The sequence below is a fragment of the Rhizobium sp. PL01 genome (assembly GCF_033447125.1).
GTDB lineage: Bacteria > Pseudomonadota > Alphaproteobacteria > Rhizobiales > Rhizobiaceae > Pararhizobium.
The window spans coordinates 182,865-200,513 of the sequence record NZ_JAWQUM010000002.1 but is presented as its reverse complement, the minus strand read 5'-3'; the positions used below and the strand labels follow the sequence as shown (position 1 = coordinate 200,513).

Annotated in this window: 24 protein-coding genes; 15 read left to right on the top strand and 9 right to left on the bottom strand. The window is 58.9% G+C overall.

The window, feature by feature from the left end:
* Positions 1–56 precede the first annotated feature (56 nt).
* Positions 57–371 carry a DUF1476 domain-containing protein gene (locus R6X40_RS05350; RefSeq protein WP_318411654.1) on the bottom strand — a complete coding sequence of 105 codons (315 nt, stop codon included), beginning with the start codon at positions 369–371 and terminating at the stop codon, positions 57–59.
* A gap of 231 nt (positions 372–602) precedes the next feature.
* Between R6X40_RS05350 and purC the strand changes: the two genes are divergently transcribed.
* From purC to arsC, 7 genes are all read left to right on the top strand, one after another.
* Positions 603–1,367: a phosphoribosylaminoimidazolesuccinocarboxamide synthase gene (purC, locus tag R6X40_RS05345; RefSeq protein WP_318411652.1), complete on the top strand. Its 765-nt coding sequence runs from the start codon at positions 603–605 to the stop codon at positions 1,365–1,367.
* A gap of 16 nt (positions 1,368–1,383) precedes the next feature.
* A complete protein-coding gene (purS, locus tag R6X40_RS05340) occupies positions 1,384–1,626 on the top strand; it encodes a phosphoribosylformylglycinamidine synthase subunit PurS (protein ID WP_113244741.1) in 243 nt (80 codons plus the stop codon).
* 20 nt (positions 1,627–1,646) lie between these two features.
* On the top strand, positions 1,647–1,904 hold the full coding sequence (locus R6X40_RS05335; protein ID WP_318411649.1) for a hypothetical protein: 258 nt from the start codon (positions 1,647–1,649) through the stop codon (positions 1,902–1,904).
* The gene (gene purQ / locus R6X40_RS05330) at positions 1,901–2,572 is read left to right on the top strand and encodes a phosphoribosylformylglycinamidine synthase subunit PurQ (protein ID WP_318411648.1); all 672 of its coding nucleotides are present in this window, start codon (positions 1,901–1,903) and stop codon (positions 2,570–2,572) included. The genes R6X40_RS05335 and purQ overlap by 4 nt, the downstream gene beginning before the upstream one ends.
* A gap of 77 nt (positions 2,573–2,649) precedes the next feature.
* Positions 2,650–3,030, top strand: coding sequence for a hypothetical protein (locus tag R6X40_RS05325; RefSeq protein ID WP_412178343.1), 381 nt, complete (start codon positions 2,650–2,652; stop codon positions 3,028–3,030).
* Between the two features lie 63 nt (positions 3,031–3,093).
* A complete protein-coding gene (locus R6X40_RS05320; RefSeq protein ID WP_318411645.1) occupies positions 3,094–3,441 on the top strand; it encodes a hypothetical protein in 348 nt (115 codons plus the stop codon).
* A gap of 61 nt (positions 3,442–3,502) precedes the next feature.
* Positions 3,503–3,850 (top strand): arsenate reductase (glutaredoxin), encoded by a 348-nt coding sequence (arsC, locus tag R6X40_RS05315; RefSeq protein WP_318411643.1) that lies wholly within the window; start codon positions 3,503–3,505, stop codon positions 3,848–3,850.
* A 15-nt stretch (positions 3,851–3,865) separates the two neighbouring features.
* Here arsC and R6X40_RS05310 read toward each other — a convergent pair whose 3' ends face one another.
* Positions 3,866–4,168, bottom strand: coding sequence for a DUF1127 domain-containing protein (locus R6X40_RS05310; protein ID WP_318411641.1), 303 nt, complete (start codon positions 4,166–4,168; stop codon positions 3,866–3,868).
* 30 nt (positions 4,169–4,198) lie between these two features.
* Here R6X40_RS05310 and R6X40_RS05305 point away from each other — a divergent pair, with 30 nt between their 5' ends.
* The 5 genes from R6X40_RS05305 (at position 4,199) to grxD (ending at position 8,989) form a co-directional block, all read left to right on the top strand.
* Entirely contained in the window at positions 4,199–5,617 is a 1,419-nt protein-coding gene (locus tag R6X40_RS05305) for a PLP-dependent aminotransferase family protein (protein WP_318411639.1), read from the top strand.
* A 184-nt stretch (positions 5,618–5,801) separates the two neighbouring features.
* Positions 5,802–8,036, top strand: a complete 2,235-nt coding sequence (gene purL, locus R6X40_RS05300; protein WP_318411637.1) for a phosphoribosylformylglycinamidine synthase subunit PurL — start codon at positions 5,802–5,804, stop codon at positions 8,034–8,036.
* 17 nt (positions 8,037–8,053) lie between these two features.
* A complete protein-coding gene (locus R6X40_RS05295) occupies positions 8,054–8,287 on the top strand; it encodes a BolA/IbaG family iron-sulfur metabolism protein (RefSeq protein ID WP_037095612.1) in 234 nt (77 codons plus the stop codon).
* A 7-nt stretch (positions 8,288–8,294) separates the two neighbouring features.
* Positions 8,295–8,516 carry a hypothetical protein gene (locus tag R6X40_RS05290; RefSeq protein WP_318411630.1) on the top strand — a complete coding sequence of 74 codons (222 nt, stop codon included), beginning with the start codon at positions 8,295–8,297 and terminating at the stop codon, positions 8,514–8,516.
* Between the two features lie 137 nt (positions 8,517–8,653).
* Positions 8,654–8,989, top strand: a complete 336-nt coding sequence (gene grxD / locus R6X40_RS05285; RefSeq protein WP_318411628.1) for a Grx4 family monothiol glutaredoxin — start codon at positions 8,654–8,656, stop codon at positions 8,987–8,989.
* 124 nt (positions 8,990–9,113) lie between these two features.
* Here grxD and R6X40_RS05280 read toward each other — a convergent pair whose 3' ends face one another.
* Complete coding sequence (locus R6X40_RS05280) at positions 9,114–9,353, bottom strand: hypothetical protein (protein ID WP_318411626.1); 240 nt, start codon at positions 9,351–9,353, stop codon at positions 9,114–9,116.
* Between the two features lie 35 nt (positions 9,354–9,388).
* Between R6X40_RS05280 and R6X40_RS05275 the strand changes: the two genes are divergently transcribed.
* Both R6X40_RS05275 and R6X40_RS05270 read left to right on the top strand, forming a co-directional pair.
* Positions 9,389–10,624, top strand: a complete 1,236-nt coding sequence (locus R6X40_RS05275; protein WP_318411624.1) for a multidrug effflux MFS transporter — start codon at positions 9,389–9,391, stop codon at positions 10,622–10,624.
* Between the two features lie 37 nt (positions 10,625–10,661).
* Complete coding sequence (locus tag R6X40_RS05270) at positions 10,662–11,945, top strand: multidrug effflux MFS transporter (protein WP_318411622.1); 1,284 nt, start codon at positions 10,662–10,664, stop codon at positions 11,943–11,945.
* 89 nt (positions 11,946–12,034) lie between these two features.
* Here R6X40_RS05270 and R6X40_RS05265 read toward each other — a convergent pair whose 3' ends face one another.
* Positions 12,035–12,610: a class I SAM-dependent methyltransferase gene (locus R6X40_RS05265; protein ID WP_318411621.1), complete on the bottom strand. Its 576-nt coding sequence runs from the start codon at positions 12,608–12,610 to the stop codon at positions 12,035–12,037.
* A gap of 67 nt (positions 12,611–12,677) precedes the next feature.
* Positions 12,678–13,295 (bottom strand): Crp/Fnr family transcriptional regulator, encoded by a 618-nt coding sequence (locus R6X40_RS05260; protein ID WP_318411619.1) that lies wholly within the window; start codon positions 13,293–13,295, stop codon positions 12,678–12,680.
* A 51-nt stretch (positions 13,296–13,346) separates the two neighbouring features.
* On the opposite strand from R6X40_RS05260, the gene R6X40_RS05255 reads away from it, so the two are divergent.
* Entirely contained in the window at positions 13,347–14,057 is a 711-nt protein-coding gene (locus R6X40_RS05255) for an SDR family NAD(P)-dependent oxidoreductase (RefSeq protein WP_318411617.1), read from the top strand.
* Positions 14,058–14,116: 59 nt separating this feature from the next.
* Here the strand turns inward: R6X40_RS05255 and R6X40_RS05250 are convergent, their stop codons facing one another.
* The 4 genes from R6X40_RS05250 to rpsD all read right to left on the bottom strand — a co-directional run bounded on the left by R6X40_RS05250 (position 14,117) and on the right by rpsD (position 17,608).
* A complete protein-coding gene (locus R6X40_RS05250) occupies positions 14,117–14,941 on the bottom strand; it encodes an inositol monophosphatase family protein (RefSeq protein ID WP_318411615.1) in 825 nt (274 codons plus the stop codon).
* Entirely contained in the window at positions 14,938–15,750 is an 813-nt protein-coding gene (ttcA, locus tag R6X40_RS05245) for a tRNA 2-thiocytidine(32) synthetase TtcA (protein WP_318412359.1), read from the bottom strand. Before ttcA ends, R6X40_RS05250 begins: the two co-directional genes overlap by 4 nt.
* A gap of 211 nt (positions 15,751–15,961) precedes the next feature.
* Positions 15,962–16,900: a glutaminase gene (locus R6X40_RS05240; protein WP_318411613.1), complete on the bottom strand. Its 939-nt coding sequence runs from the start codon at positions 16,898–16,900 to the stop codon at positions 15,962–15,964.
* Between the two features lie 90 nt (positions 16,901–16,990).
* A complete protein-coding gene (rpsD, locus tag R6X40_RS05235; RefSeq protein WP_318411612.1) occupies positions 16,991–17,608 on the bottom strand; it encodes a 30S ribosomal protein S4 in 618 nt (205 codons plus the stop codon).
* Between the last annotated feature and the right edge of the window lie 41 nt (positions 17,609–17,649).

The window sequence follows — 17,649 nt, the reverse complement described above, 5'->3', positions numbered from 1 at the left end:
AAACAAAAAAGCCGCCCGTCAACGGGCGGCTCTCCGAAAGATTACAATATCTGATATCAGCCGTTCTGGATCTGTGTGACGGCATCAGACATAAGCTCGAGCATCTTCAAGCGAATCTCGTCATCTGTCAGGGTGATACCGGCTGCATCGAAGTCGGCGCGAAGCTTGCGGACGACGTCCTCGTGACCAGCCTCTTCGAAATCGGCAGCGACAACTTCCTTAGCGTACTCTGCCGGGTCGCTCTTGCCCAGAAGTCCCGCAGCCCAGAGACCGACGAGTTTGTTGCGGCGCGCTTCGGCCTTGAACTTCAGCTCTTCATCAAGAGCAAACTTCGATTCGAACGCCTTTTCGCGATCCTGCATATTGGTCATCTCCGATCTCCCAAAAAAACGTTTTGTGTTTAGCTTTTCGCCCATAAACCAAAAGGCTGCCAAAAGTGCAATGCGAAGTTTTCCGGCGTGGCGACTTTCGTGCTACCCTGGACCAAATTCAGGGGATCGGATCAGTCGCCGATTGTGAAATGGTTTCATTTCAGTTATGGACCGCCTTAGAAAATACCAAGTGCGCAGCCCAAGAGCGCTTTAAACATAGAGACATCATTCATGAACCGTCGCCGCCGTATCTACGAGGGCAAGGCCAAGATCCTTTACGAAGGTCCTGAGCCAGGCACTCTGATCCAGTTCTTCAAAGATGATGCTACAGCTTTCAACGCCAAGAAGCACGCGATCATCGACGGCAAGGGTGTGCTCAACAACCGGATTTCGGAATATATCTTTACGCATCTGAACCGTATCGGCATTCCCACGCATTTCATTCGCCGCCTCAACATGCGCGAACAGCTGATCAAGGAAGTGGAAATTATTCCGCTTGAGATCGTCGTGCGCAATGTTGCTGCCGGTTCGCTCTCCAAGCGCCTCGGCATCGAGGAAGGCGTGGTCCTGCCGCGCTCGATCATCGAATTCTACTATAAGGCCGATGCCCTCGACGACCCGATGGTCTCCGAAGAGCATATTACGGCATTTGGCTGGGCAAGCCCACAGGAACTCGATGACATCATGGCGCTCGCCATTCGCATCAACGACTTCCTCACCGGCCTGTTTCTCGGCGTCGGTATTCAGCTGGTCGATTTCAAGATCGAATGTGGCCGCCTGTTTGAAGGCGACATGATGCGCATCATTCTGGCCGATGAAATTTCGCCGGACAGCTGCCGTCTGTGGGACGTCGAGACCAAGGAAAAGATGGACAAGGACCGGTTCCGCCGCGACATGGGAGGCCTTGTCGAGGCTTACCAGGAAGTGGCCCGCCGTCTTGGCATCATGAACGAGAACGAAACACCTCGCGGCTCCGGCCCGGTATTGGTGAAATAAGCAGGAAAAGACGACAGTGATCAACGCACGCGTAACAGTGACGCTGAAGAACGGCGTTCTCGACCCCCAGGGCAAGGCAATCGAGGGCGCCCTTGGCGCTCTCGGCTTCGACGGCATTGGCCATGTCCGCCAGGGCAAGGTCTTCGATCTGCAGATCGACACAGCCGACAAGGCAAAGGCCGAAGCCGAAGTGAAGGCAATGTGCGAGAAACTTCTCGCCAACACGGTCATCGAGAATTACACTATCTCACTCGCCTGATGGTTGAATGAGGTGGCCAGATGGCCGAAGTCACGAATGAATTGATGTATGAACTGCTCAAGCGCATTCACACAGATGTTGGTTCGCTAAGAGAAGGCCAGCGTGACCTTCGGCACGATAATTTGTCCCTGCGTAGTCAGTTTCACACGATGCAGGGAGACATCAACAATCTACGCGGTTCGATCGCGCATATTGAAGATGGCCTCGACCGTATCGAAAACCGCCTCGAATTGCGCGAGCTTGCCGAGGCCCAATCCAGGTTTGAACCGCACCCATGAAATCCGCCGTCGTTCAGCTTCCAGGCCTTAACCGTGACCGCGACATGATCGCAGCGCTGACCAAGATTTCCGGCAAGGCACCGGTTACCATCTGGCAGACCGAAACGGACATCCCGGATGTCGATCTGATCGTCATCCCCGGTGGTTTCTCTTACGGTGATTACCTGCGCTGTGGCGCGATCGCGGCGCGCATGCCGGTGATGCAGGCGATCAAGGCCAAGGCAGAGGCCGGCGTCAAGGTGCTGGGCGTCTGCAACGGCTTCCAGATCCTGGTCGAAGCTGGCCTGTTGCCGGGCGCGCTGATGCGCAATGCCTCGCTGAAATTCGTCTGCAAGGAAATCAAGCTCGAAGTCGTCAACGCCAATACCGACTTCAGCCGCGCTTACGAACAGGGCCAGATCATTCGCTGCCCGGTTGCCCATCACGACGGCAATTATTTTGCCGATGCGGAAACACTCCAGAGCATCGAAGATAATGGCCAGGTGGTTTTCCGCTATGCCGCAGGCACCAATCCGAACGGATCGGTCAACGACATTGCCGGGATCGTCAATACCGCGGGCAACGTCCTTGGCATGATGCCGCACCCGGAAAACCTGATCGAAGCTGCACATGGCGGCTCGGACGGACGCGGTTTGTTCGCTTCAGCGCTCGATGTAATCGCTGCTTAACATTCGACCTGCTAGAAGGCACCCTAGAGACCGAATCATAAGGGGCTTTCATGCGCGCCGCAGCTTTCATCCGTTTCATGACCACTGCCGGCTCCGTTGCCCTTCTCGGACTTGTCGCCGGTTGCCAAACAAAAGCTCCTCCCGCGCCCACTCGCGATACGGCGGCATTACCCACCATGGAGCGGGTGGCCCTTGGCGCTAATGCCTGCTGGTTCAAATCCGGTGATGCCGCTTTCAAGGCCTACCGCCTCGCACCGGAGCTGAACTCCTTCTCCGGGCGCCCACGCATCCTGATCGTCAAGCGGAATTCACCCGAATCGCGGCCTCTCGCAGTGGTTCAGGCAGAAGGGCACCCTGCCCGCCTGCAGGCTTTCGGCCCGCTTTTCAGTGAGGCCGTGGGGTCAAGGATGACCACCGATATCAAGCGCTGGGCAAGTGGCGGCACGGGTTGCCGCTGAGGCGGCTGACCACGGTACCGCGCTGCGGACATGATCGGACGAAACTAGCCAAGACCGCAACGAATGGCTACGCTCGGGTCACCCGTGGCCAACAGGGCGCTGAGCTGGCCAAAGCCCATCGATCGCAGCGCCATTCAATCTGCTATAAGACGCCCCGACCAGCCTTGGCAGTGGCAGCAGGTTCACGCAGGCAGCGCTGCCCGTAAAAGCCCATCCTGTCCAATGAAAATGAGCGGTGGACTGATAGCGTATCGCTATTTCTCGCAGCTTTTCTTTCACGCGCTTTTGCATGACAATCAACTCAAGACTTCTCTCTTTGATTACGCGCAACCCAAGGACGTATTTTTGCGCGGCAAACCAGAGAATAGTACGCCGGCAGCTGTCACGAAGCCGCATTCATTTTCATGCTAGGCGCAGACCATCTGCCTAGCTCCTTTTCACCGAAGCGACCATCGACACCAAAGGCACACGCATGACCGTCGTCGTTTATCATAATAGTGCTTGCGGTACGTCCCGTTCGGTTCTCGCACTCATTCGCGAGGCAGGAATCGAACCCGCTATTATCGACTATATGGCAGCACCACCAAGCCACGAGGAGATGCTGGCCCTTCTGCTCGCGATGAACATGGCGCCACGCCAGTTGTTGCGGACAAAGGAACATCTGTACCTGTCGCTCAATCTGGATGACGAGAACAAGACGGACCGGCAGATCATCGACGCCATGCTGGCTCATCCCGAGTTGATGCAGAGGCCGATCGTTGTGACGGAACAAGGCGTAAAACTCTGTCGCCCGACAACGAAGGTCCTGGACCTCCTGTAGTCTGCGGCACATCCATCAGTTCCAGAACGGCTGCGCTGCCTCCCGGCGCGCTTCGGCAGGCGTAACACCGATATCGGCAAGCTGGTCATCCGTTAATTCGGAGAGGGCAATACGGCTCAGCCGCTTCTCTTCACGGCCGACAATCCAGACGACAATCCGAAAACAGACGGCCTTCAATCGTGAGACCGTGCCACGCGGTTGAATTGTACCTATCAGCGGGGAGCACGAGGCTCCGTTATTGGTGCAAATTGTACCCATTGTCATCATCCCATCGATTGCAACGGTTTCATTTCGGTATTGCATTGTCATAATTGACATGAAAACCGATGCAATGTAGAAATTGTCACCATGACAACATGGATGCCAGACCCAAGCCAAGGCCAAGGCCCGCTATATGCACGCATCGCTGATCAGATTGAGCAGGCGATTGCCGGCGGCATCTTGACGGTCGGTACGAAACTACCGCCGCAGCGCAACCTTGCCTTCGATATCGGTGTGACAATCGGGACAATCGGGCGGGCATATCATCTGGTGCGCGAACGAGGGCTTGTCAGTGGCGAAGTGGGGCGCGGGACCTACGTGCTCGACAATGCCGAATTGCGCCCCGCCGAGCAGCCTGATCCGATGAGCGCGGCCCTGGCCGGCACAAGACCGCTGAAAGCGCCGCCCGGAAAGCTCCGGTTCGATAGCACCGCCGCACCGGATATCGGCCAAGGCGCATCACTTGAAAAAGTGCTGATCGATATCAGCCGCGAACATCACTTCGATATTGCCAGCTACGCCCGCGATTTTCCGGCACATTGGTTCACGGCGGGAAGCCAGTGGCTCGCCAAGGGGAGTTTTCGGCCGCAGCCCGATCGCATCGTGCCGACGCTCGGTGCCCATGCCGGCGCCGTCGCGGTCATCGCCGCGGTCACGGCTCCGGGCGACAAAATCGCCTTCGAGAACATTACCTATTCCCAGATCAGCCGCAGCGCCGGGCTGATCGGACGCCGGACAATCCTCCTACGCACGGACGAGTACGGCCTCGATCCCGACGATTTCGAGCGCGTCTGTGCCCAGCAGCACCCGAAACTCGCCTTCCTCATGCCAACCGCGCAAAATCCGACAGTGGTTACATTGTCGCTGGAACGGCGCCAGGCGATCGCCGACATTGCCCGCCGCTATGGTGTATGGCTGCTGGAAGACGATCTTTATGGCGCCATGACCGGCGATATGTTGCCCCTTCTGGCGGAGTTGGCTCCGGAACGCACATTTCTTGTCGGCGGGCTGTCTAAATCGGTCGCTGCCGGCGTGCGCGGCGGCTGGGTCGCCTGCCCTCCGCATTTCAGCCAGCGTATTCGCATCGCCCACAAGATGGTCAGCGGCGGCATGCCGTTTCTGCTGGCCGAGCTCTGCGCCCGCCTGGTCTTGAGCGGAGAGGCCGCCATCTTGCGCTCCAGAAGCATCGATGAGATCCGGGCACGAGAGCAGATGGCGCGCGAAATCTTCGCTGGCATCGAGTTCAATTCGCACCCGCACGTACCGTTCCTCTGGCTAAAACTGTCCGAACCATGGTTCTCCGGCACCTTCAAGCACGCGGCCTTCGAGGAAGGCGTGCTGGTCGATGACGAGGACGAGTTCAAGGCCGGACGGACAGAAAGCGTCTATCACCGCGTCCGGATCGGCTTTTCCTCACCCGCCGACCGCAACGAAGTCCGGCGTGGTTTCCTGACACTCCGCCGCCTGCTGGACAGCGGCCGCACCGGCTATGACAGCTTCGCCTGAGCGAGCCCTCATATTATCGGCGAAAAGCACATGATCTCCTGTGCTTTTCCGGCATTTTCCTGTCGCATCCGCACGGAGCTTGAGCTAAAGAAACCCCGACGTGATCTCTTTGTTTTGACGCATCCCCCATCAGCAGACGGAGCCTTTGCCGTCCGGGATGCTCCAACGGACCGAATGGACCCTGATGACCATTTCCAATACCCGCCCCATCACCCCCGAGTTGATTGCCTCGCACGGCCTGAAGCCGGATGAGTATCAGCGCATTCTGGGCCTGATCGGCCGCGAGCCGACCTTTACGGAACTCGGCATCTTCTCGGCGATGTGGAACGAACACTGCTCCTACAAGTCCTCGAAGAAATGGCTGCGCACGCTCCCGACCACAGGTCCGCGCGTCATCCAGGGCCCGGGCGAAAATGCCGGCGTGGTCGATATCGATGATGGCGATTGCGTCGTCTTCAAGATGGAGAGCCACAACCACCCGTCCTACATCGAGCCGTATCAGGGCGCTGCAACCGGCGTTGGCGGCATCCTGCGCGACGTCTTCACCATGGGCGCCCGTCCGATTGCCGCGATGAACGCGCTGCGTTTCGGTTCACCGGATCATCCAAAAACCCGCCACCTCGTGTCTGGCGTCGTTGCCGGTGTCGGCGGTTACGGCAACTCCTTTGGCGTTCCGACTGTAGGCGGCGAAGTCGAGTTCGATGCCCGCTACAACGGTAACATCCTCGTCAACGCCTTTGCTGCTGGTCTGGCCAAGTCCGATGCCATCTTCCTGTCGGAAGCCAAGGGCGTCGGCTTGCCGGTTGTCTATCTCGGTGCCAAGACCGGCCGTGACGGCGTTGGCGGTGCGACCATGGCGTCGGCCGAGTTCGACGAGTCGATCGAGGAAAAGCGTCCGACCGTGCAGGTCGGCGACCCCTTCACTGAAAAATGCCTGCTCGAAGCCTGCCTTGAGCTGATGAAGACCGGTGCCGTCATCGCCATCCAGGACATGGGTGCCGCCGGCCTCACCTGCTCGGCCGTCGAAATGGGCGCCAAGGGCGGCCTCGGCATCGAACTGGAACTCGACAAGGTGCCGGTGCGCGAAGAGCGCATGACAGCCTATGAAATGATGCTGTCGGAAAGCCAGGAGCGCATGCTCATGGTGCTTGAGCCTGCCAAGGAAGAGGTCGCCAAGGCAATCTTCGTCAAGTGGGGTCTCGATTTCGCCATCGTTGGCAAGACCGCCGATGACCTGCGTTTCCGCGTCCTGCACCAGGGCGAGGAAGTCGCGAACCTGCCGATCAAGGAACTGGGCGACGAAGCACCGGAATATGACCGCCCGTGGACACCGGCCAAGATAGCAGCACCGCTCGCAGCCGGCGATATCCCACAGGCCGACGTCGCTGATGCAGTTTTGTCGCTGGTCGGCTCCGCCAACAATTCTTCGCGCCGCTGGGTTTACGAACAATACGACACGCTGATCCAGGGCAATTCGCTGCAGCTTCCCGGTGGTGATGCCGGTGTTGTGCGGGTCGAAGGCCATCCGACCAAGGCGCTCGCCTTCTCCTCCGATGTGACGCCGCGTTATGTCGAGGCGGACGCGTTCGAAGGCGGCAAGCAAGCCGTGGCCGAGTGCTGGCGCAACATTACGGCCACTGGCGCACTACCGCTGGCTGCGACCGACAATCTCAACTTCGGCAATCCGGAACGTCCGGAAATCATGAGCCAGCTTGTCCACGCCATCAAGGGCATCGGCGAAGCCTGCCGCGCGCTCGATTTCCCGATCGTCTCCGGCAACGTCTCGCTCTACAACGAGACCAACGGTCAGGGCATCCTGCCGACCCCGACCATCGGCGGCGTTGGCCTGCTGGGTGACTGGTCGCAGATGGCGCGCATCCGCTTTGCCGCCGAAGACGAAACGATCCTGCTCGTCGGCGCGCCGGAAGGTCTTGGAACGCATCTAGGCCAATCAGTTTACCTGCGTGACATCCATGGCCGCACCGACGGCCCTGCCCCGCATGTCGATCTCGCCCATGAGCGCAAGACCGGCGATTTCGTCCGTAACCTGATCACCGACGGCCTGACCACCGCAGTCCATGACTGCTCGTCCGGCGGACTGGCGCTCGCCGTTGCCGAAATGGCGATGGCATCGGGCATCGGCGCCAAGGTATCGGCCGTTGCCGGACGCGACCCGATCGAAGTCTTCTTCGGTGAAGACCAGGGACGCTACGTCGTGACCGTCAAGCCGGAACTCGCAGCCCTTGTTGCCGAGCGGGCAAAAACTGCCGGTGTCGCTGCCCCAGTCATCGGCAGTACCGGTGGTACGGAAGTTGTCCTGGGGGCAGCCAAGCCGCTTGCAATTCTGCAATTGCGCTCGGCACATGAATCATGGTTCCCTGCCTTCATGGACGGCGAAACTTTGATCGCCGCCGAGTAATTCAGGGAGTGCAGACCATGCCGATGGCACCTGGCGATATTGAAGACATGATCAAGTCGGGCATTCCCGGCGCAAAGGTGACAATCCGGGATCTGGCCGGCGACGGCGACCACTATGCAGCCGAAGTTGTCGCGGAAGCTTTCCGCGGCAAGAGCCGGGTGCAGCAGCATCAGATGGTTTACAATGCATTGAAGGGCAATATGGGTGGCGTTCTGCACGCCCTTGCCCTTCAGACATCCGCGCCGGAATAAGCCTGCAATGGCCAATCTGATGAAGGAACTGGTCAGCGGCGTCGTTGAAAGCGTGCTGAAGGAAATCCTGAAGAAGGCCGGTGGCTCGCCCGCGACGAAACGCCAGAAACGGCAGACGCGCTCGGCCACCACCGGCCGCTTCAAGAAGGCTCCGGCAACGAAGGCAAAGCCTGCTAAGAAGCAGGTCAGCCGGCGCAAGACGGCCGCCTCTCGTAGCAGCTCGCGATAGAACTGCGCAGCTTACTGTTGCAGTCGTGCAAGCCATCAATTTTTGTTGCATTCGGGTGATGAAAATCACCGGTACGCATGCTATCTAACAATAATCGACACCCCGGCCCTTGAAGCGGGATCAGGAAGGACTACGACATGAGCGGTATCAACGATTTCATCGCCAACGAAGTGAAGAGCAACGATGTCGTTGTTTTCATGAAGGGCACCCCGCAGTTCCCGCAGTGTGGGTTCTCCGGCCAAGTGGTTCAGATGCTGGATTATATCGGCGTCGACTACAAGGGCATCAACGTTCTCGCTGACGCTGACCTTCGCCAGGGCATCAAGGATTATTCCAACTGGCCGACCATTCCGCAGCTCTACATCAAGGGCGAATTCATCGGCGGTTGTGACATCGTGCGGGAAATGTTCCAGGCAGGCGAACTTCAGTCGCATTTCGAGGAACATGGCATCGCCGTCAAGGGCGCCGCTTAAGATCCAACGTCTGTTACCGTGGCACCGGAAAAAGGCGGGTCACCGCCTTTTTTGATTCTGCCCAGTCGCAATGACCGGCGAATATTGCGCAATCTTTATCGGCCGAAATCAATATTCACGCCTGTCACAAGCCAGTCGCGAATTTGGGAGTATGGACGCACAGGGCAGATTTCGCGCCTTGAACGAGGCCCCAGCCCTCTATCTTATTGATCGCCAGCACAGTGTTGCCGGTGCCCATCCAATTGCCGGATAGCCGGCTGACATTTTGAAAGCGCTTCGGAGCGGCGTTTTCGAACAGGTATTCGACTGCAGCTCCAGCTTTTTCATTCGCGTCCGTCCCGAACCGAAAACGTTTTGTTTTCACTCCTGGGCGCCCGGCGACCCGCCAGGAATATCCTTATGACAATCACGTCCGAAGCGCCGGGTATCCCGGCTTTGTCGAAACCGCAATTCGTTGCCCTGATGGCAATGCTGATGGCAATCAATGCGATTTCGATCGACATCATGCTGCCCGGCCTGCAGGAAATCGGTGCCAGCCTTGGCGTCGTCGATGAAAACACCCGACAATATGTCATCACCGCCTATCTGATCGGCATGGGCAGCGCGCAGCTGTTCTTCGGCCCGCTGTCGGACCGGTTCGGCCGCAAGCTGCCGCTGCTCGGCGGCCTTTCCATCTATGCGCTCTGTGCGCTTGCCATCGTTTTCGTTCCGTCGTTTAGCGGATTGCTGGCGTTGCGTTTCATGCAGGGCATCGGCGCGGCCGCCACGCGCGTCATCACGGTCTCGATCGTTCGCGACGTCTATGGCGGGCGGATGATGGCGGAAGTCATGTCGCTCGTGCTGATGGTCTTCATGATCGTGCCGGTCATTGCGCCGAGCATCGGTCAGCTGATCATGATCTTTGCCGAATGGCACATGATCTTCGTGGTCATCTGCCTGTTTGCGGTATCGGTGGGGACAGTGGTGATCCTGCGTCTTCCTGAAACACTGTCGGTCGAGCACCGCCGTCCATTCACGGCCACGGCAATCCTCGAAGGCTTCCGTATCGTTCTCACCAACCGCGTCTCGCTGTGCTATTCGCTGGCGGCGGCGTTTCTGTTCGGCTCCTTGTTCGGCTTCATCAATTCGGCACAGCAGATCCTTGTCGGCATCTACGGTCTCGGCCACTGGTTTCCGCTGGTGTTTGCTGCCTTTGCCAGCATGATGGCGGTCGCTTCGTTCACCAACTCGCGGCTGGTGAAGCGCTACGGCATGCGCCGGCTGTCGCACGGAGCCCTGATCGGTTTTGCTATCTGCAGCCTGATCTGGGCCGCAGCATCGATTTTCGGCACACTGCCCTTCTGGCTGTTCATCGTGCTCTATGGGGCTGCGATGTTCCAGTTCGGGTTGATAGGCTCGAATTTCAACGCCATGGCCATGGAACCGCTCGGCCACGTCGCCGGCACCGCGTCGTCGGTTCTGGGTTTTGCCCAGACGATCGGCGGCGCAACCATCGGCGCTCTGATCGGACAGGCCTTCAATGGTACAGTAACGCCACTCGCCATCGGCTTCCTGACCGTCTCCGTCATCGGCCTCGGCTTTGTTCTCATCGCCGAAAAAGGCAAGCTTTTTAGCCCACATAATCCCGCAGTTTAAACTCCCTGTCTCTCCCAAGACATTCATAGGTTCCTTCATGTCCGCCACTACCACTGAACACGTCGAAAATATCGGCTCTTCCCGAATAGGCCTCGGCTTCTTCGAATTCGTCATCACCATTGCCCTCATGACCGCAAGCGTGGCGATGGCGATCGACGTCATGCTACCGGCGCTGCCAAACATCGGTCAGTCGCTCGGCGTCCAGAATGCCAACGATACCCAGTGGGTCATCGGCGTGTTCATGTTCGGCTTTGGTTGCTCGCAGATCGTTTTCGGCAGCCTTTCAGACGCTTTCGGACGCCGCCGGGTGCTGCTCTGCGGTCTCGCTTTCTATGCCGTCTGCATGTTCGCCGCTGCCCTCTCCGGCAGCTTCGAGATGCTGCTCGTCATGCGCTTCATCCAGGGCATCGGTGCTGCTGCCGTGCGCATCACGACGATGGCGATCGTGCGCGACTGCTTCGGTGGCCGCGAGATGGCACGTGTGATGTCCTATGTGATGATCGTCTTCATGATCATCCCGATCGTCGCACCGTCCGTCGGCCAGGCGATCATCATCTATGCCGACTGGCACTGGATCTTCATCCTGCTCGGTATCGCCGGCACGGTCCTGTTTTTCTGGGCATTGGCCCGTATGCGCGAATCGCTGCCGGTAACGGAGCGCCTGCCGCTGTCGGTATCGGCTGTCATGTCCGGCTTCGGTACGGTGCTGACCAACCGCGTTACCTGCGGTTACATGATCGGCATGACGCTGTTCACCGCCGTCATCTGCGCCTATATCATGAGCGTTCAACAGATGTTCGGCGAAGTCTACGGTCTTGGCGACTGGCTGCCGCTTGCCTTTGCGGCAACGGCCGGCGGCATCGCCGTCGCCAACTTCGCCAACGGCTACTTCGTCCGCCGCTTCGGCATGCGCCGGATCTCGCATACCTCGATGATCCTGTTCACGCTGCTGTCGATTGTGGGCCTGCTGGTCGCCCTTGCCGGCACGCCGAGCTTCCTGTTCAGCTATGTGCTGTTCTCGATCCTGCTGATGTTCTTTGCCGTCATCGCCACCAATTTCACCGCCATCAGCCTCGAGCCGATGGGGCATCTCGCCGGTACGGCAACCGCCATCACCGGTTTCGTCTCGACAACCGGCGGCGCGCTGCTCGGCGGTCTCGTCGGCCAGATGTTCAATGGCACCGTGCAGCCGCTTTTCGCTGGCTTCGCCGTCTTTGGCGCGCTGACGATCGTGGCAACGATCTGGGCAGAGAAAGGAAAACTCTTCACCCATCCGGGCGACGACCACGCCACGCTAGAAGGTGCTGGCGGCCATATGTAAGCCGATAACCACAGGTGCAAACAAAAAGCCTCGCCGGGCAACCGGCGAGGCTTTTTTCTTGAGGCGGCGCCATGACCGCATTGGCGGTGTTAAACCCTCCGGCGCCGGATGCGATAAACGCTGGCTGGCGGCAGATTGAACGGCACCCAGCGCCGAAAGGATGCTTCAAGGCCAAGTGCGGCAAGGATTTGCACTGGGACGGGACAGCGCGGCCCGTAAGTAAACTGGAACAGGCAGGCATCCTCAGTCAAATGCCGGAAGACGGCGGCAAGAATGTCCTGAACAACCGGTTTCGGCATGGATAACAGTGGCAGGCCGCTGATCGCGGCTCCAATCGTGCCTGCCGCCGGCAGGCGCAAATGCCGCGCATCGTCCTCGACCAAGGTCGCCTTCGGAAACCGCTGGCGCAACAGCGTCGCGAATGCCGGGTTACGCTCCACCAGGAAAAGCCTTTCCTCATCAATGCCATCCTGCAGAAGCCTGCGGGTAAAGGTTCCAGTACCCGGTCCAAGCTCAAGGACACCACCAGGGGATGGCCCAACTTCGGCAGTCATGGCCGCGGCCAGTCTCTGGCTCGACGGTGCGATCGACGCGACCTCCAGCGGTTTTTGCAGCCACGAGCGGAAGAACAGCATCGTGTCCGATGCGGTATTGCTATTGGTCAAGGTGGGCTCCCATTTTCTGAACGGAAACCAGTATCGCTCAAGGCAGAGCCCGGCACATTAACCAGGGTTAAGCCGTCCGCTCAGACTCTGCCCGGACGCGCGTGGCGATGCGGCTAAGGCCTACCGGCGTGATACCGAGATAGCTCGCCAGATCCTTCTGCGGCACGCGCGCAATCAGGCCCGGCTCCTCGCGAACCAGCGAGCGATAATGCTCTTCACGATCAAGCGTCAGGAACTGGCGCTCGCGGCGTTCCTTGCGCTCACCAAAGATCATCAGCGCAGTCCGGATCATCCGCGACCATACGAGATCGCTATCTGCGAGGTCTCTGAGCACCACGAATGGAATTTTCTCCAGACGGCAGGTCTCAATCGCGATTGCCGAAAAGCTGGCGCACCCGGCCGGCGCAAGCGCAGAAAGGCTGGCGAAGAACTGCCCTTCGACAACGAACGATTTAATCCACTCCTCACCATCCGATCGCAGATAGGTGAATTTCAGGAGGCCGCTTTCGACAACATAGAGATAGGGATGCGGATCGTCCTGGTTGAAAACAATTTCACCCGGCTTCGCCAGACAAGGCTGTATCGAACCGGCCAAGCGCTCCACGTCTGCCAGCGGTTGACCGGCAATGCGCTCGAACAATGAAATCGCCGCTCGTCCCGGCATGTTAACCCCGGTTAATGCCATCACCTTCCCCCTGCTGCATGGTCAAAATTTCAAATAACGGGAATAGATAGCATGGCACGGTATGTCGTCACTGGGGCAAGTTCGGGTATCGGCCGGGAAATTGCTCTCCAACTGGCCCGTGGGGGACATGATGTCGTGGCTCTTGGCCGCGACATCATCCGACTTGACGAATTGATACTTCAGGGCATCGCGGTGCATGCCTTCGACCTCTGCGATCGGGCGGCCCTGGAAGCCTTTGCGATGGAAATGAAAGAGCAAGGCCCGATCGACGGATTGATCAATAATGCCGCCATCCAGCACAATGTCCGGTTCGACGACCCCGGCTATGGCATCGACCAGATCGCGGCCGAGGTCGAGGCCAATCTGGTTGCACCTCTGATCCTGTCGCGTTTATTGCTTCCAGATGTGCCCGGGCGAGCTTTTGTCATCGTCAATGTCGGCTCTGCCCTTGCCAGCTATCCCAAAAGAACATCTGCCATCTACAGCGCCACCAAGGCAGGCCTGCGGATGTTTTCCGATGCCATCAATGCACAATCTGCCGGCTCATCCGTGCGAGCCGTTGATATCGTTCTGCCGCTGGTCGATGCCCCGATGTCGGCGGGGCGTGGCCGCGGCAAGATCAGCGCGGCGGCAGCCGCTGCCGCCATCGTCGGTTCGCTTGCCTCCAGGCAAACACGTGTTCACGTCGGCAAAACGAAACTCTTGCGGTTGCTGCAGTTCATTGCGCCGCCCGTTGCCGCCGCAATTATCCGCAAGCTGTGAGCAGGAAATACCGAACTCTCCTGATTACCCGCATGGATTCGCGCGGTTCCATCCGCTGTCTAGACGGTAAACACTTCGCGGCGCAGCATCTCCCAGCAATCCTTGTCGGAAGCCAGAAGCAGGCCACCATCGACATGATGCGGTAGGTACGGCGAACCATCGAATCGCGCGGCATAGGCTCCTGATTCCTGCGCAATCAGCGTACCGGCAAGATGATCCCAGGGCATCAGCTTCTGGTACATCAGGAAGTGAAAGTGGCCGCCGGAAAAAGCGCGGTATTCGTGGGCTGCACAGCGATAGCTGGTGGCGATGCGGACCTTGGCCATGTTGCTCATGACGACACGGCGGTTTTCCGGGGAGTAGAAGCCGGTCGAAGCACAGCCGACAAGGCTTTCCAGCGGCACGGATGGAACCGTCGAAAGCTGCTCCTGCGAACCATCAGCCTTGCACAGCCAGGCGCCTGAGCCCTTTTCGGCAATCACCCAGTCATTGCCCAGCGGATCGTAGATAAGGCCCGCGACTGTTTCACCCTTGGAGACCACAGCGGCCATGACGCCAAACAACGGCAAACCCGCAGCATAGTTGAACGTGCCGTCGATCGGATCGACGACGATAGCGAGATCAACCCCTGCAAGCTTGCTGAGGAGCGCCGGATCGGCCGCAACCGATTCTTCGCCGATGAACAAAGCGTCCGGTGCAAGTTCCGCCATCCGCGCCTTTATCAGACGCTCCGCAGCCTCGTCCGCCTCGGTCACCAGGTCGATCGCCTCCGACTTCATCCGCACGTCGCCCGCGCCGAGATTACGAAATTTCGGCAGAATTTCCTTGAAGGCGGCTTCCTGCAGGATGTTGGCGATGGCAGCGATATCGATGGCAGATGTCATGCTTTGGGCTCCGCAAACAGGGATTGGAAATCAAACAGCTTCGGGTCGAGCAGATGTGACGGATTGACGTGGCCGAGCGCCCGCAGCATCGTGTCCTTGCGGCCCGGCATGCGGCGCTCGATATCTGACAGCATCGCCTTCATGGCATTGCGCTCAAGACCGTCCTGCGAACCACAGAGGTCGCACGGGATGATCGGGAATTCCATGGCTGCGGCGAATTTGGCAAGATCGTCTTCGGCGGCATAAGCCAGCGGCCGCAGCACCATCAGGTCGCCCTCGTCATTCAGGAGCTTCGCCGGCATCGTCGCCAGCCTACCGCCATGGAAGAAATTCATGAAGAAGGTTTCGAGGATGTCCTCGCGATGATGCCCAAGCACCAGCGCCTCACAGCCTTCCTCGCGAGCGATCCGGTAAAGATTGCCACGGCGCAGGCGCGAACAGAGTGCACAATAGGTGCCCCCCGCCGGGACCTTCTCCTTCACGATCGAATAGGTGTCGCGATACTCGATGCGGTGCTTGACGCCGAGCGACGAGAGATATTCCGGCAGGATGTGCTTGGGAAAGTTCGGTTGGCCCTGATCGAGATTGCAGGCGACGAGTTCCACCGGCAGCAGACCGCGCCATTGAAGGTCCATCAGAAGGGCCAGCAGACTATAGCTGTCCTTGCCACCGGACATGCCGACCAGCCAGCGCTTCTGCCCCTTCAGCATGCCGAAATCTTCGATCGCCTGGCGCACCTGCCGCAGCAAGCGCTTGCGCAGCTTGTTGAAGGATACGGAGGCCGGCATTTTTGCGAAGATCGGGTGCATCGCGTCATCGCCGGTGCGATCCGGACTGGACGAAAGATCTTCGGTGTTGGCGGCCGACGGCTGAATGGCAATATCCATGACAAAGTCCCGGATGAAAGGGCGCGCAGGCAAAAAACAGCGCGCGAAAACGATGCCCTGCACTTGCCCGTCTAAAGCAGCAAGATCAAGGAAAATGCGCCGGGTTTGCCGTGAAACTTCCGTAACGCCCCGCTCAGGCGCCGAATACGGACCATCCCGTGCGGTTGGCCAGCATTTCGAGCGCCAGCGAGCCCAGTAGCGAATTGCCGTTGTGATTGAGCCCCGGCGACCAGACGGCGACTGCAGCTTTGCCCGGCGCGACGCAAAGAATGCCGCCGCCGACGCCGCTCTTGCCCGGCAAGCCGACACGATACGCGAAATCACCTGAACCGTCGTAATGGCCGCAAGTGAGCATCAGCGCATTGATACGCCGCGCCCGCTGTTTTGAGACGACGGAATGTTTCGTCAGCGGATTTGTGCCGGACGCAGCCAGAAACAGCCCGGCCTTGGCCAGCTGGACACAGCTCATCGCCAGCGCACATTGATGGAAATAGACGCCGAGCACATGATCGACGGGGTGATCGAGCTTGCCGAAGGAACGCATGAAATTGGCGAGTGCAAAATTGCGGTAGCCGGTGGCTGCTTCCGACCGGGCGACTTCGGGATCGATGACGATATCGTCCTCATCGGCGAGATGCCGCACAAACCGCACGACTTCGCCGATCGCCTCCTTCGGCGTATGGCCGGCCAGCACCAGATCGGTAATCGCAATCGCACCGGCATTGATGAAGGGATTGCGCGGAATACCGTGCTCTTGCTCCAGCTGTACGATCGAATTGAAAGCGGAACCCGACGGTTCGCGGCCAACGCGCTTCCAGATATTTTCACCGTGTTTGCCGAGCGCCAGCGTCAGTGTGAAAACTTTGGAAATACTCTGAATGGAAAATGGCACCTGCGCATCGCCGGCCAGATGGACATCGCCATCAACGGTAACAATCGCCATGCCAAAACTCTTGGGATCGACGCGGGCGAGCTGTGGGATATAGTCAGCCACCTTGCCCTCGCCGAGCCGCGGCGCAAGCTCGCGGTGGATATCATCGACAATCGACTGCAGGTCCAACGGGCCGGGCATCAGTCATTCTCCGTAGAGTGCAGCGCAACAAAAAAGCCACTCATCTCTGAGTGGCTTTTCCGAAATTCGCAAGGCCGGAGCCTCAAGAAATTATCGCGAATAGAATTCGACGACGAGGTTCGGTTCCATGATGACCGGGTACGGAACGTCAGCCAGGGAAGGAATGCGTGCGAAGGTCGCAACCATCTTGTTGTGGTCGACTTCGATGTAGTCCGGAACGTCGCGTTCAGCGAGCGTAACGGCTTCGAGAACCGAAACGAGCTGCTTGGACTTTTCGCGAACTTCGATCACGTCGCCAGCCTTGCAGCGGTACGAACCGATGTTGACGCGAACGCCGTTGACCTTGACGTGGCCGTGGTTGACGAACTGACGGGCAGCAAAGACCGTCGGCACGAACTTGGCGCGGTACACGATCGCGTCGAGGCGCGATTCGAGCAGGCCGATCAGGTTCTCGGACGTGTCACCCTTGCGACGGTCAGCTTCGGCGAAGATCGCACGGAACTGCTTTTCGCGGATGTCGCCGTAGTAGCCCTTGAGCTTCTGCTTGGCGCGCAGCTGCACACCGAAGTCGGAAAGCTTGGACTTGCGGCGCTGACCGTGCTGGCCAGGACCGTATTCGCGGCGGTTTACCGGGGACTTAGGACGGCCCCAGATGTTCTCGCCCATACGGCGGTCGATTTTGTACTTGGACGATTCGCGCTTGCTCATCGCATTTCCTTTCAGAACGTTGCACCGGTTTGTTTCCAAAC